This is a genomic window from Emticicia sp. SJ17W-69, from assembly GCF_051209875.1.
Taxonomy (GTDB): domain Bacteria; phylum Bacteroidota; class Bacteroidia; order Cytophagales; family Spirosomataceae; genus Emticicia.
Map to the genome: position 1 here is coordinate 1,976,247 of NZ_JBNTQY010000001.1, position 13,714 is coordinate 1,989,960.

The 13,714-nt window shown below is 34.5% G+C and carries 15 protein-coding genes; 2 read left to right on the forward strand and 13 right to left on the reverse strand.

What is annotated here, in order from left to right:
• Nucleotides 1-196: 196 nt before the first annotated feature.
• The 4 genes from ACQUQZ_RS08125 to ACQUQZ_RS08140 all read right to left on the reverse strand — a co-directional run bounded on the left by ACQUQZ_RS08125 (nt 197) and on the right by ACQUQZ_RS08140 (nt 3,233).
• Nucleotides 197-1,375 carry an acyltransferase family protein gene (locus ACQUQZ_RS08125; RefSeq protein WP_435354376.1) on the reverse strand — a complete coding sequence of 393 codons (1,179 nt, stop codon included), beginning with the start codon at nt 1,373-1,375 and terminating at the stop codon, nt 197-199.
• Nucleotides 1,376-1,551: 176 nt separating this feature from the next.
• Entirely contained in the window at nt 1,552-2,541 is a 990-nt protein-coding gene (locus ACQUQZ_RS08130) for a YhdH/YhfP family quinone oxidoreductase (RefSeq protein ID WP_435354377.1), read from the reverse strand.
• A gap of 96 nt (nt 2,542-2,637) precedes the next feature.
• Entirely contained in the window at nt 2,638-3,045 is a 408-nt protein-coding gene (locus ACQUQZ_RS08135; protein ID WP_435354378.1) for a type II toxin-antitoxin system death-on-curing family toxin, read from the reverse strand.
• On the reverse strand, nt 3,042-3,233 hold the full coding sequence (locus ACQUQZ_RS08140; RefSeq protein ID WP_435354379.1) for a hypothetical protein: 192 nt from the start codon (nt 3,231-3,233) through the stop codon (nt 3,042-3,044). Before ACQUQZ_RS08140 ends, ACQUQZ_RS08135 begins: the two co-directional genes overlap by 4 nt.
• Nucleotides 3,234-3,327: 94 nt before the next feature.
• Between ACQUQZ_RS08140 and ACQUQZ_RS08145 the strand changes: the two genes are divergently transcribed.
• Entirely contained in the window at nt 3,328-3,777 is a 450-nt protein-coding gene (locus ACQUQZ_RS08145; protein ID WP_435354380.1) for a hypothetical protein, read from the forward strand.
• 13 nt (nt 3,778-3,790) lie between these two features.
• Here the strand turns inward: ACQUQZ_RS08145 and ACQUQZ_RS08150 are convergent, their stop codons facing one another.
• The 5 genes from ACQUQZ_RS08150 to ACQUQZ_RS08170 form a co-directional block, all read right to left on the reverse strand.
• Nucleotides 3,791-4,375 (reverse strand): hypothetical protein, encoded by a 585-nt coding sequence (locus ACQUQZ_RS08150; protein ID WP_435354381.1) that lies wholly within the window; start codon nt 4,373-4,375, stop codon nt 3,791-3,793.
• A 106-nt stretch (nt 4,376-4,481) separates the two neighbouring features.
• Entirely contained in the window at nt 4,482-6,113 is a 1,632-nt protein-coding gene (gene groL / locus ACQUQZ_RS08155; protein WP_435354382.1) for a chaperonin GroEL, read from the reverse strand.
• Between the two features lie 107 nt (nt 6,114-6,220).
• Nucleotides 6,221-6,496, reverse strand: a complete 276-nt coding sequence (locus tag ACQUQZ_RS08160; RefSeq protein WP_435354383.1) for a co-chaperone GroES — start codon at nt 6,494-6,496, stop codon at nt 6,221-6,223.
• 297 nt (nt 6,497-6,793) lie between these two features.
• Entirely contained in the window at nt 6,794-7,315 is a 522-nt protein-coding gene (locus tag ACQUQZ_RS08165; protein WP_435354384.1) for a hypothetical protein, read from the reverse strand.
• A 62-nt stretch (nt 7,316-7,377) separates the two neighbouring features.
• On the reverse strand, nt 7,378-8,856 hold the full coding sequence (locus ACQUQZ_RS08170; protein WP_435354385.1) for a DUF1501 domain-containing protein: 1,479 nt from the start codon (nt 8,854-8,856) through the stop codon (nt 7,378-7,380).
• 223 nt (nt 8,857-9,079) lie between these two features.
• Here ACQUQZ_RS08170 and ACQUQZ_RS08175 point away from each other — a divergent pair, with 223 nt between their 5' ends.
• On the forward strand, nt 9,080-9,490 hold the full coding sequence (locus tag ACQUQZ_RS08175; protein ID WP_435354386.1) for an OsmC family protein: 411 nt from the start codon (nt 9,080-9,082) through the stop codon (nt 9,488-9,490).
• 68 nt (nt 9,491-9,558) lie between these two features.
• On the opposite strand, the gene ACQUQZ_RS08180 is transcribed toward ACQUQZ_RS08175, so the two are convergent.
• The 4 genes from ACQUQZ_RS08180 to ACQUQZ_RS08195 form a co-directional block, all read right to left on the reverse strand.
• The gene (locus tag ACQUQZ_RS08180) at nt 9,559-9,939 is read right to left on the reverse strand and encodes a DUF4260 domain-containing protein (protein WP_435354387.1); all 381 of its coding nucleotides are present in this window, start codon (nt 9,937-9,939) and stop codon (nt 9,559-9,561) included.
• 64 nt (nt 9,940-10,003) lie between these two features.
• A complete protein-coding gene (locus ACQUQZ_RS08185) occupies nt 10,004-11,260 on the reverse strand; it encodes a glycosyltransferase family 4 protein (protein WP_435354388.1) in 1,257 nt (418 codons plus the stop codon).
• A 46-nt stretch (nt 11,261-11,306) separates the two neighbouring features.
• Entirely contained in the window at nt 11,307-12,491 is a 1,185-nt protein-coding gene (locus tag ACQUQZ_RS08190; protein WP_435354389.1) for a glycosyltransferase family 9 protein, read from the reverse strand.
• Nucleotides 12,481-13,650 carry a glycosyltransferase family 9 protein gene (locus tag ACQUQZ_RS08195; RefSeq protein ID WP_435354390.1) on the reverse strand — a complete coding sequence of 390 codons (1,170 nt, stop codon included), beginning with the start codon at nt 13,648-13,650 and terminating at the stop codon, nt 12,481-12,483. Before ACQUQZ_RS08195 ends, ACQUQZ_RS08190 begins: the two co-directional genes overlap by 11 nt.
• Between the last annotated feature and the right edge of the window lie 64 nt (nt 13,651-13,714).

The window sequence follows — 13,714 nt, forward strand, 5'->3', positions numbered from 1 at the left end:
GTAATTAAATGGAGGAAGTCTTACATAATTGTTGTGAATTTTTGCAAAATTCACACATTTAATAGCAATAGAGGAAATTAAATGATTGAGTGGTAGCAGTAAAATAGAAGGGAAAAATATTTATCTACGAATGAGATATAGCAGCACTATCCAACTATCAAAAGATAGTGGTTGAGAAAGTAAAAAGGAGAAGTCTTTAAATTCTAATAAAAAGTTTTTTGTTGAACATCCAACGTAGTAGTAGCCAATAAATTAAAAGCATCAATCCTCCATGTACAAGTGATTGATAAGGGTCGCCAAAAATTGCCCCGTAATTTTCTCCTAAATGAATTTTGAGGGATTTTGAAATATAAGAACCCAAAGCATCAGCAATACAATAAGCAGCTATTGAATTCATACCAATAACCTTCAAGAAATAAAATTTATCTTCTTTTTGTTTAACATCGACTATCCAATAGAAAAATGCTATAAATAAAAAGCACCAACCCCCACTAAAAAGTACCCAAGTTGGAGTCCAAATTCGTTTGACATTTGGACAGATTCCCAACCAATTTAAAGCTAACCCAATAGCAAGACCAGAAATACCTAAAATGACAAAGGTTTTTATCTTTTTTGTTGGAATTGTAGTGGATTTTAAAATATTTCCAGCTAAAAGCCCTAAAATCATAGTACCAAGTGTAGGCATAAAACTTAAAGTAGCATAACCACCACCATTGAAAAGGAAAGGCTTTTCTCGTGGGAAAAGATTTAAGAACCAACGGTCAAATGCCCAAGCGAGGTTTGTATTTTTATTCCAATGTGCAGCAAAACCTGTTAGATTATGTTCCCAATCTTTTGTGACACCAGCGTTGACATAATCGAAATTGATGTCGGGCAATGGATAAAGTGCAAAAGCAAGCCAATAGCCAACTAAAATAATAATTAATGCTGAGATTTGAATTTTTTGTGAACGAAAACCCAGTAAAAATAAAATTGGATAACCTAAGCCAATTTGAGAAAGGGTATCTTCAAAAGTAAAATAAGTTTGAACTTTATTTTGAGAACGAAGAAATACGCCTAATAAAATCAATATCAACGAGCGTTTGAGTGCATGAATAAAAACTTTGCTGAAGCTACTTTCTTGAGTTAATCGGCTCGAAATCGAGTAGGGTAGAACCACGCCGACCAAAAATGAAAATGAAGGTTGAATTAAATCATGTAGCGAGCAGCCAATCCACTCTACATGGTCTTGATGGTGAGCTAAAAATGCCCAAAATGTACTATCAGGCAATGCTTCGGCAACTTTATGAAATCTCAGCACTTCGCCCATCATGAGCAGCATCACAAAACCACGATAAACGTCGGCCGAAGTAAGTCGATTGGGTAAGGCAGGCATAATATAGTATTAGGGTTTATGCCTTAAAGATAGTAATTTTTTATTATTTGAGAATAAAAATGAAAAAAATGAAGGTAGAGACGCATTGCCATGCGTCTCGTTATTGAGAAACGATAATAATGACAAATAATAAATGGAAATTTATCATACCCATGGAGATCCATTGCAATGCGTCTCTACAAACGGATGATTACACGGCCGATTTGTCCACCTTTCAATATTTTTTTGATTTCTTTTGGAAGACTTTTCAATGTAATCGTTTTTGTAATACTTTGTAAATCAGATGGTTTCCAATTTTTAGCGAGGTTTTTCCAAAGTTTTCTTCGCCATTCAATGTCACATTCTGAAGAATCAATGCCAACCATAGATACACCACGCAAAATAAATGGGAATACGCTCGTTGGTAATTCGGGTGAATTTACCAAACCACAAATGGCTAAAACACCATTGTATTGCATTGATTTCAAGATAGTTGCCAACATATTTCCTCCAACTGTATCGACACATCCTGCATAAATTCCTTTTAATAAGGGACGAGCAGATTTATCATCTACTTCTTCTCTCGCTATTACTTCTTTTGCTCCGATATTCAATAAAAATGCTTTTCCTTCGGGTTTACCAGTTACACCAACTACATGAAAGCCTAATTTTGCCAAAATCATCACGGCCATTGTTCCAACACCACCTGTTGCACCAGTGACAATGACTTTGCCCTTTTCGGGTGTAAGACCATTTTGTAAGAGTTTATCGATGCACAAAGCTGCCGTTAGACCAGCTGTACCAAAAATCATACTTTCTTTTGATTTGAGTCCACGAGGAAGCTTTACCACCCATTTGGCAGGCACTCGGATGTATTGCCCAAAACCGCCCGAAGTATTCATGCCGAGGTCGAAACCGGTGACCAAAACCTTATCACCTTTCTGAAAATCAAGAGAAATGCTTTCTTCAACTACGCCTGCCGCATCAATACCAGGGGTATGCGGATAATTGCGAGTAACGCCACGATTTCCAGTTGAAGAAAGAGCATCTTTGTAGTTGAGCGAAGAATATTGAACTTTGATTAACACTTCCCCCGCAGGCAAATCTTCGATTTTTCGCTCAACGATTGCTTGAGAGAATGTTTTATCTTCGTTTTCGCTTATTTGGAATGCTTGAAATACTGACATGAAAAGATGGTTTATATTTGTTGTACTCGTATCAAATTGGAATACATCAAAAATAGCTTTTTTGTTCAGAGGATTTACTTTTTTAGGAAATAAAACTTAGAGAATAATAGTATTTTCAGCAAACCACTTTTTACACTCTTCTAAATCCATTTGGCCAGAGGCGAGCTTGATGATGAAATCATATAATAGATTGTGAGATAATGTTTTATTAAGTCTCTTACCATTCAATTTTAGAAAAGCAAGAGATGCTTCTAAACCTGTTCGTTTATTTCCATCAGAAAAAATATGATTGCAAATGATATTGTAGCAATACACCGCCGCCTTATCTTCAATCGTTAGGTAGAGTGGTTCTCCAAACATTTCGGCTTGAACAGCTTCGAGTAAATAATCTAAATTTTCCTCATGCAGAAAATTAAATGGCGGCATGAAATTTCCACCGTGAGTAATAACGGTTTCTTTATTGATAAATACAATATCTTCCTTGTCTAAGTAGATAACTTTCATGCCAATGCCTTAAATACTTCATCATATTCTTTAAAATCTTCTTTTACTATTTCAACCAGACGCTGTTTTTTTGCAATTTTCAAATCAGCACTAACTTCCAATAGTAATTCACTTACAAAGTCGGGTTCAGTGTGAACTAAATCTTTGAGTGATTTTTTTATCATTTCTTTGTCTATAACTGCTGTCATAATTGTAATATTTTATACAAACTTAACGATTTTTCTGAAAAATATATTTTTTAGACGTAATGCTTTTTATAAAGACACAAAACGAGTTTTTTTGTTGGAAAAAGAATTATTTAAAGAGAAAATGAATATGATTAGTCGAAAACTTGCTATTGCATTATTACTTATTTGGTGGGGAGCATTTACTTTTTATGCAGGCATTGTTGTGTCAGTCGGAATGAAAGTTTTGGAAAGCCATACTGAAATGGGTTTTATCACGCAAGAAGTTACCAACTATCTCAATTATATTAGTTTACCTATTTTTCTTTTTATAAGTTATATTTTCAAAGCTGAAAAATGGCTATTTCGACTCGGGATTTTATTGATTATGCTGCAAATAATAATTTTCATCCTGCATGGCAAACTATTCAATCTGCTTGATTTCGAGTTGCTTACTGTGAAATCTAAAACAGCTTTTTATTCACTTCATCGAATTTATTTACTTGTTTCAACGCTTATTTGGCTGATTGTGAGTGGGATAATTGTTGTAGAAGTTCAAAAGAATTAAGAAAAATAGTAAGTTATTTCGCAATTTGCTGACTTGGTAGAGCAGTTTCAAAACCACTTTTAAAATCAGGTTTGGTATAGCGATTACTTTTACCAAAAACCTTGATTTCTGTCAAAAGTGTCATGTTATTAGTTTCGATAAAATTAGGCAAATTATTAGTTGGATAATGTACTTGTGGACTTTCACTAAAATTAGTAAAAACGAATGCAACGGGTAAGATATATGTTCCTTCATAACCCAAGCCCAATAATGGAAGTTTTTTTAGCCCTTTTTTGATATTTGCTCCAAATCCCACACTATTTTCAAATTTAGGTGTCATTTTAGGGTAAAAAACTTCAATATTTTCTATTTTTCCTTTTCCATTTACATTAAATTTTGCGTAAATTCTTCCATACAAACTAGACAAAATAGCAGTACGAGGATAATCAATGTTTTTCTTTGCCAACTCAAAGAAGACAAGATTTCTATCTAAATCTTTTTGTGCGAAGCAATTGGTGGAAAGGACAATTCCGATAATTAGGAAGAGAAATTTCTTTACAATTTTTTGTTTGATCAATTCCCAATTTTGTTCATATCCAAGTACTAATTTTAATTCCATTATTCTACGTTTTTATCAAACAAATATAGAAAAATAAGTAAGATTAAAATAAAAAAGGTCTCAAGATTTCTCCTAAGACCTTTTTTGAATATTGATTGGGCTGATATTACATCATGCCACCCATGCCGCCACCGTGTGAGTGACCCATGTCTGGAGCTTTTTCTTCAGGAATATCAGAAACAACAGCTTCTGTTGTTAATAATAAACCAGCGATTGATGCAGCGTTTTCAAGAGCCAAACGAGTTACTTTCGTAGGGTCAATGATACCAGCAGCCAACATATTTTCAAATTTATCTTCACGAGCGTTATAGCCGTAATCATCTTTTCCGTTTTTCACTTCTTGAACGATTACCGAACCTTCACCACCTGCGTTAGCAACAATTGTACGCAATGGAGATTCGATTGCCGAACGGATGATAGCGATACCAGTAGTTTCGTCGCTGTTCAAACCTTCAAGACCAGCCAAAGCAGCTTGAGCACGAATCAATGCAACACCACCACCTGCTACGATACCTTCTTCAACAGCCGCACGAGTTGCGTGTAAGGCATCATCAACACGGTCTTTTTTCTCTTTCATTTCAACTTCAGTTGCAGCACCGATGTAGATAATTGCTACACCACCTGACAATTTAGCCAAACGCTCTTGCAATTTCTCACGGTCATAATCAGAAGTTGTAGATTCGATTTGAGCTTTGATTTGGTTAACACGGCCTGCAATTTGCTCTTGGTCACCAGCACCATTAACGATAGTTGTATTGTCTTTATCAACAATCAATTTATCGCAATGTCCTAAATATGAAAGGTCAGCGTTTTCTAATTTGAAACCTCTTTCTTCAGCAATAACAGTACCACCAGTCAAGATAGCGATGTCTTCCAACATTGCTTTACGACGGTCACCGAAACCTGGAGCTTTTACAGCCGCAACTTTCAATGCACCACGGATTTTATTTACAACCAAAGTAGCTAAAGCTTCTCCATCAACATCTTCAGCGATGATTAACAATGGACGACCTGTTTGTGCTACACCTTCTAATACTGGTAAAAGCTCTTTCATTGAAGAAACTTTTTTCTCAGAAATCAAGATGAATGGTTTTTCCATTTCAACTTCCATTTTCTCAGCGTTAGTTACGAAGTATGGAGATAAATAACCTCTGTCAAACTGCATACCTTCTACCGTTTTAACTTCGGTTTCAGTTCCACGAGCTTCTTCAACAGTGATTACACCTTCTTTACCAACTTTTTCCATTGCATGAGCAATCATTTGACCGATTTCGTGGTCATTGTTTGCAGAAATTGTAGCTACTTGCTCAATTTCTTTGGAAGTTAAGATTGGCTTAGATTGAGCTTTCAACGAAGCAACAACAGCAGTTACAGCTTTCTCAATACCACGTTTCAAATCCATTGGATTTGCACCAGCCGCTACGTTTTTCGCACCGATAGTGTAGATAGATTGTGCTAAAACTGTAGCAGTAGTAGTACCATCACCTGCTTGGTCAGCAGTTTTTGAAGCTACTTCTTTCACGAGTTGAGCACCCATGTTTTCGATCGAATCTTTCAATTCAATTTCTTTAGCTACCGTTACACCATCTTTTGTGATAGCTGGAGAACCAAATTTTTTATCAATAATTACATTACGACCTTTAGGTCCTAAAGTTACTTTTACTGCATTTGCAAGAGTATCAACGCCACGTTTTAACTTCTCTCTTGCGTCTGTATCAAATATAATTTGCTTTGCCATTTTTCTAATTAAGAATTAAAAATTATGAATTAAGAATTTTTGTTAATTGGAGAAAGTAGCTTGTACAATGACATTCTTCATTCTACATTCTACATTCTTAATTGAAATTAAACGATTGCGTAGATGTCAGACTCACGCATGATAAGGTATTCTTTGCCGTCAACAGTGATTTCTGTGCCAGCATATTTACCATAAAGTACGCTATCACCTACTTTTACTAAAGTTGGCTCATCTTTTTTGCCTGGGCCAGCCGCCACTACAATACCTTTTTGTGGTTTTTCTTTTGCTGTGTCAGGTATAATAATACCGAATGCTGTTTTTTCTTCTGCCGGTGCAGCTTCAATTAATACTCTGTCTGCTAATGGCTTAATGTTTACTGACATTTTATTCTGAGTTTTTAAAGTTTAAAAATTTAGATTGAGATTATAGATATGAGATGCGAGATTTGGGATTTGAGAAAGCTAAGAATTAACAATAAAACCTAATAAATGCAATTTTCTCCTATCTCGAATCTCCTATCACGAATCTCAACGACGTGTTGACATTTCCACAAACTTTTTGCCAACGGACGGCAAAGGTACGCTTTTCTGCCATATTTTCAGTTTTGACTGCCAAAAATGTTTGAAAACCTGCCAAAAGAGATTTTATAAGACATGATATGTGTAAGAAAGTCAGAAAATTTAGAAATGATAGCGTAATGCCATACCTAATGAATTGTCATCTGTTTTGAGTTGTAAGTAACTTATGTTATTATTTCCAATGGCTTGGTTGTAGCGAATCGCTGCTTTTTTAATATGAGTTTTGCCAATCAAACTACAGCCTATCGAGCCTCCCAGTGAGGCAAAAAGAATTCCTAAATATGTTCCTGAATAATAACCACTTTGTCGATTTCGAGTATTGTTGAGATTTGCAAGAATGTAAATGGTAGGAAGAAAACTAATTGCTTGCCCAATACCTGTGAAAATTTTATAGTTTTTATAATGATGATTTACTTCTGGATCGTTTAATTCAAAAAAAGGAACTTCGAGTGCATTAACGCCACTCAATTTTCTATCACCATAGAAATAAACGCCACTTACTTTCTGTAAAGGTTTCAAATAATACAGCTTTCGAGTAATATTAGGATTATAATAGGACGAATCTTTTTGAGCAAAGCCGATAAAAGAAAGTCCAAAAAATAGGAGGGTGGTGAGTATTTTCATTTGATAGGATTTAATATGTAGCACAATGTTAATGCAACTCCGATTCTAAATTGTGCTAAAAATTATGCTAAAATCGGCTTAATAACTTTTCCAGCTACATCGGTCAATCTATAAGGACGACCTTGAAAAGCATAAGTTAGTTTTTCATGGTCAAAACCCATTAGATGCAGAATGGTGGCTTGTAGGTCGTGTACATGTGTACGGTCTTTTACACCATAGTAACCCAAATCATCAGTTTCGCCAAAACTCATGCCTTTTTTCAAGCCTCCACCTGCCATAAAGACAGTAAAAGCATCTAAATGATGGTCACGGCCTTTAAATGGCAGTGTTTGTCCATCACGGTTTTCTTGCATGGGTGTTCTACCAAATTCACCTCCCCAGACAACCAAAGTTTCGTCAAGTAAACCTCGCATTTTTAGGTCTTTTAATAAACCTGTCACAGCTTGGTCAGTTGATTTACATAAATCTTTAAAACCACCATCTAATGCTAATTCTTTATTAGTTCCATGTGCATCCCAACCCCAATGAAAAAGTTGTACAAATCGCACACCGTTTTCAACTAAACGCCTGGCTAATAAGCAGTTATTAGCGAAAGAACCTTCACCTGGTACTGCACCGTACATCTTTCGTACCCATTCGGGTTCTTTGCTTGTGTCCATTACTTCGGGTACTGAAACTTGCATACGAAATGCCATTTCATATTGCGAAATTCGAGTTAAAATTTCAGGGTCTTGTACAGCTTCGTACTGTTGTTTGTTTATTTCATTAATAGCTTCAATGGTTTGCTTTCTCACATCACGACTCATGCCATGAGGGTCTGAAACATACAGTACTGGGTCGCCGCCTGTACGGCATTGAACACCCTGATAAATAGAAGGCAAAAAACCATTTCCCCAAACGCTTTTTCCCGCATCGGGGTTTCGTCCACCCGAAGCCAAAACAATAAATCCAGGTAAATTTTGATTTTCTGAACCTAAACCATAAACTGACCATGCTCCCATACTGGGACGACCTAAACGTGGACTACCTGTGTGCATCAGCAATTGTGCAGGTGCGTGGTTGAACTGGTCGGTGTACATGGCTTTTAAGAAAGTCAGTTCATCTGCAACTTCAGGCAAATAAGGCATAAAGTCAGAAATCATTGCTCCCGAATTGCCATGTTGACTAAAATTAGCAATAGAACCAAGCATTTTTGGCACACCTCTGATAAACGCAAACTTTTTGCCTTCCAAAAATTCTTGTGGACAATCCTGTCCATCAAATTTTTGAAGTGCAGGTTTATAGTCAAATAATTCTAATTGCGATGGAGCTCCAGCCATGTGAATATATATCACCTGTTTTACTTTTGGAGTAAAATGTGGAGTTTTGGGAAACATTGGATCAGTAGCCATTGCTTGACTATCAGAGTTTTTTCCTAAACAACCTCCCAACATTGAGCCAAATGCCATTGCTCCCAAACCTGTGGTACAAGTTTGCAAAAAATGTCGCCGAGTTTGGTATTCGGCTTCTTTATGTAGAAATTCTTTGATTAACTTTTGCATGGGTTGAATTTTGACACTAAGTTACAAAAGATATTTGTATAGACAAGTGAAGAGATTGACGATTGAAGATTTTTGGATTGACGATTATTTAGTTTTAACTTTCAATCGTTTTCGCAATTAATAATAAACTATATTCCTATAAGAAATATTTATTTGCTGAACTCTATTTTTAGTCTAACTGTTTTTTTGGAAAACAATTATTTAACCAAACTTTATCTAAAAAATGAAAAGAAATGCAACAGCCGTATGGCAAGGAACAGGAAAGGAAGGTACAGGGCACTTGACTACTCAAAGTACCGTTTTAAACAAAACACAGTATTCTTTCAATAGCCGTTTTGCAGATGGTATTGGTACTAATCCTGAAGAATTAGTGGCTGCTGCTCATGCAGGCTGCTTCACAATGAAATTAAGTTTCAATCTTTCGGGAGCGGGTTTTATACCTGAAAACTTAGAAACAAAATGTGAAATAACGCTTGAAAATGGAGCAATCACAAATTCGCACTTGATTTTGAGTGCTTCTGTTCCAGGTATTTCTAAAGAAAAATTTGATGAACTTGTGGCTGATGCTGAGGCAAATTGCCCTATTTCAAAATTATATAATACTACTATTTCTGTTGATGCAACACTTCTTTAATTGATGTATTTTGCATTGCAATAAATGAACAAAAAAGAGCATTTCAATGCTCTTTTTTGTTTTTTATATTAGCCTTCCAACTGATTTTTATGTTTACTTTTGCCTATCCAACCCAAATGCGTGCGGTCAAAATCATCTAAATATTTTAGCCCGTATCCTGCAACTCTGTCAAATGAGCTATGAGCCATGAAAATTAAGCCAATTTCTGCCATTTTGTCATTTTTTAAGAGAAATCCTACTAAAATAACTATAGCCATTACTCCCTGGTGATGAAAAATATTATAGGCAATAGCTCCTAACTTTTTGGTAATTAGATACAAAATAAATGAAATATCTGGCACAAAAAATAAACCCAAATAAAAGCCCCAAGTGCCATGAAAATATTGAAAATAAACGACTGAAAATAAAAGAAACAATCCAAATGCTTCGAGTTTTAAGACGAGTTTCATGATGTTTATTTTTTATGAGTAATAAATTTTATATTTAATTCTGTAAGCAGCGTTTTAATGGCTTTTAAAAACCTATCTTCTGGTAGATTTTTATATGTTCATTTGTGAATTGTTTCCAAGAAAAATTTTGTGCTTGTATCAGAGCTTTTTTGCTTAATTCCGTTTGTAAATTTTCATCTTTATATAAAGTTAGCATGGCTTGTGAGATGGCATTTTCATCTGTTGGCTCAATTAAAATACCTGCCTTGCCAACTACTTCTGGAATTGAACTTTTTGAAGAAGAAATAACAGGTGTACCACATTGTAAAGCTTCTAAGGGTGGCAAACCGAAGCCTTCATAAAGTGAAGGATAAATAAATCCTGTAGCAGAAGAATACAAGGCAGATAAGTCTTCATCGGCCACAAAACCAGTTGTAATTATTCTTTTTTTAATGGTGTTTGACTCAATTTCTTCAAGAATTTTGTCAAATTTCCAGCCTTTTGTGCCAACTAATACCAAATCTAAATCATTGGCTTTTTCTTGTTGAATCATGTTGAGAAAAGCTCGAATTGTTCGTTCAATATTCTTGCGAGGCTCTAAAGTCGCAACAGAAAGAAAATATTTTCTATCAGCCGATATATTGTATTTTTTTAATATCGAACTGATTTTAGATTGGTCATATTCGGGATAAAATGTTGCTTTTGAAGCAGCCAAATGCACTACCGAAACCCTTTCAGGTGAGATACCTGTGATTTCGCACAAATCATTTTTAGTTGCTTCAGAAACACATATCGGGAAGGTGTTTTCATCAATAGAATTCAAAATTTTACCCATCACAATTTTATTTGACTCATTAAAATATTGGGGGAGTAGAATAGGAATTAAATCATGAATAGTAATGACTTTTTTGGGCTTTGATATACCTTGTAGCTCTGTTGGAATTGGTAAAAAAGGTGAATGATAAATGTTATAAGAACTTAATGATGAAGGATTTAGAGAAAAATGTGGTTTGATATACCCTCTGGTTCGTACAAAAAATTCACGAATGGTTTTTTGTGCCAAAGATTTGAAAGGAAAAATAGATAAGATGGTATTTTCAAATTTTGCCCCAATTTTATCTATATTATTATTGACTAAATCAAATTTTGACTGAGGAAAATAAGTTTTTAAATAACTCAGTATTTCGGGTAAATTTTCACTGTTTGCCAACGATAGTGCCACTTCTGAGCTTTCATTTAAACCTTTCAACAGTTCTTCAGCTACTCTGAAAATACCCGTGCGAGATTGTTCATGGAAATGACCCAAACCCAAAACTGACGTATCTAAAATTACTTTTTGCATCAAAAGAATCGTATAATTAAAAAAAAATGGTTCTTGTAATTGAAGATTAATTTGCTAAAAATTTCACCATCTCTGCTATTTTATTTTTATCATTCAAAATAAGGTCTAAATCTTCAATATAATGAGCAGAAAATCCTTTTCTATCTAAACTTAATTGAAGACTTGGCAAATGGTCGTGAAATAGGAGGGTTTCTTTATTATTTATCGGAAAAAACTCATATCCCATGGCCTTTTTTGAAAGAACAAGTGTTTTACAAAAAATGGAACACAGGTGAGCGGGAAAAGAGTCTAAAGTGACGGCTGCAATGCCCATTTGAGGTAAAATAGCCACTTCTAACAAGCTTATTTTTCCAGTAAAAAATATTCGATTTTTAAAATTTGGAAGTTTTTGTTGAAGCTTGCCAAATAGGGTTTCTGTGAATCCTTTTTCACCGCAAAGAAGCAAATCATAAGAAACTTTTTCTAAAATTTCTTGACAGAATTTTATCCAAAAATCATAATCAAACATTTTAATCTCATCCCCTGATTCTGGAAAAACCACCACTGAATTAGCTAAATTTACTACTTTTATCTCTGTTTTTTCAAGGTTTTTACTTTGAAAGGGTAAATATACCACAGCTTCCGATACATTGGTTTTGACATTTATTTCATTCAATAATGTGGCTGTCATGTTATACGAATGGAATAAATTGTCAGGCAAGAAAAACTCTTTTTCGAGCAGTCCACCATAGCCTCTTGTGCCAAAACCATAGCTTTTTTTTACTTTGATAAATGGCAAAATCCAATGAGAGACAGCTCCCGAATAGCGAACATCAATAGAAAAATCGTAGGTCTCTTTTTTTAGTTTTTTGGTAGCTAAACGTGCCGTTTTGAAATGATTGATTATTTTTTTTAATACACTAATATCCGACCGATTGGTCATATAATGATTTTGAATAATGACATTTCTGACATTTGGATTTTTTTCAAAAATAAATTTACACCACTCACCACAAACGACATCAATGACGCTATTTGGATATTTTTTCTTGATTTCAGGAAAACAATACGACATCATAAGTGCATCGCCTAAATGCCCAGAGTTAAAAAATAACAGATTTGTAGATGAGGTGGTTTGTAGCGTTTTTAATCTTGGTTTATAAATCAATTGTGCATAAATATCAACAAAAATATCTTTCAACCATAGGAAATACATTACTCGTCGCAAGGCACAATATTTTCTAAATTTCATCGTGAATTTTTTTAGTAATCAGCTTTCTAACTTCTTCTGTTTCAACATTTTCTTGGTACAAAATTGATACATTTGTTCGTTCAAAAGGCAATCCAATGCTTGACTTATGGTTGTGAATCAAATAAACTGGAAAATTGGCTAAAGGGAAAAATGGATAACCTGTTCCTTTAAAAATTGTGATTGTTTTGCAAAAAATGCAACACAAATGCTCAGGAAAAGAGTCAAGCGTCAGAGCAAAAGTAGCGTTTTTTGATAAAAGAGCAATCTCGTGGATATTTATTTTTGAAGAAGTATCAATGATGCTGTTTTTATAAATCTCTGGCACCAAATTTAAAATTTGATTAGATAGATTGGTTTGCCCACAAAGCAAAATTGAGACATTGTTTTCTACCAAAATGGTTTCAATCATTTTTGACCAAAATTCCACACCGACCTGTTTATGTTCTCCCCCTGATTCTGGAAAAAGCATTAAATAGGGTATTGTTGGCAAAAGTATTTTTTGCTGAATTTTTTCAAGTGTGCTTTCATTTGGAATCAAAAAGTAAGGTTCAATGTCAATTAATTTGCCTTGTACACCAATTTCACGCAACAACATGAAATACATATCAAAATGATGAAATTCATTTGTAGGAACATCAAATTCCTTATCTAAAAGTCCACCTAAGCCACGTCTCGCAAAACCATAGGCCTCTTTTACTTTTATGAAAGGCAACACAAAATGAGCAACTGCATCGCTGTAACGAATATCAATATAATAATCGTAAGTTTCTTCTTGCAAAACAGGCAAGGCTTGTCTAAAGGTTTGATAAAAATCTTTTATCTTTTCCCAACGAGAGATTTTTCTACGATTTGTTTGGAAATGATTGATATAAATAGTTTTCTCGAGATAAGGATTATGCAGATTGACAGGCTCGCACCATTGGGCTGTTAAAAGATAAATTTTAGCTTTAGGATAAGTTTTTTTGATGAGTGGAAAAATGTATGTTACTGTCAAAGCATCTCCTAAATGCCCTAAAGAAGCAATCAAAATTCGAGGAGAATCTGTGTTGATTGGCTTTTTCTCTCTTTTTTTATAAAATAAATTTGCATAAATATCCACAAAAAAATCCATGATTTTAAATGGAATGGTTTCTCGTGGGGTTCCGCAATATTTTCGCATAATGTGTTTATTATCAGTGTGTTATTTTGTGGTAAAATCTTTTCGAAGACTTTTTTTAAAAGTT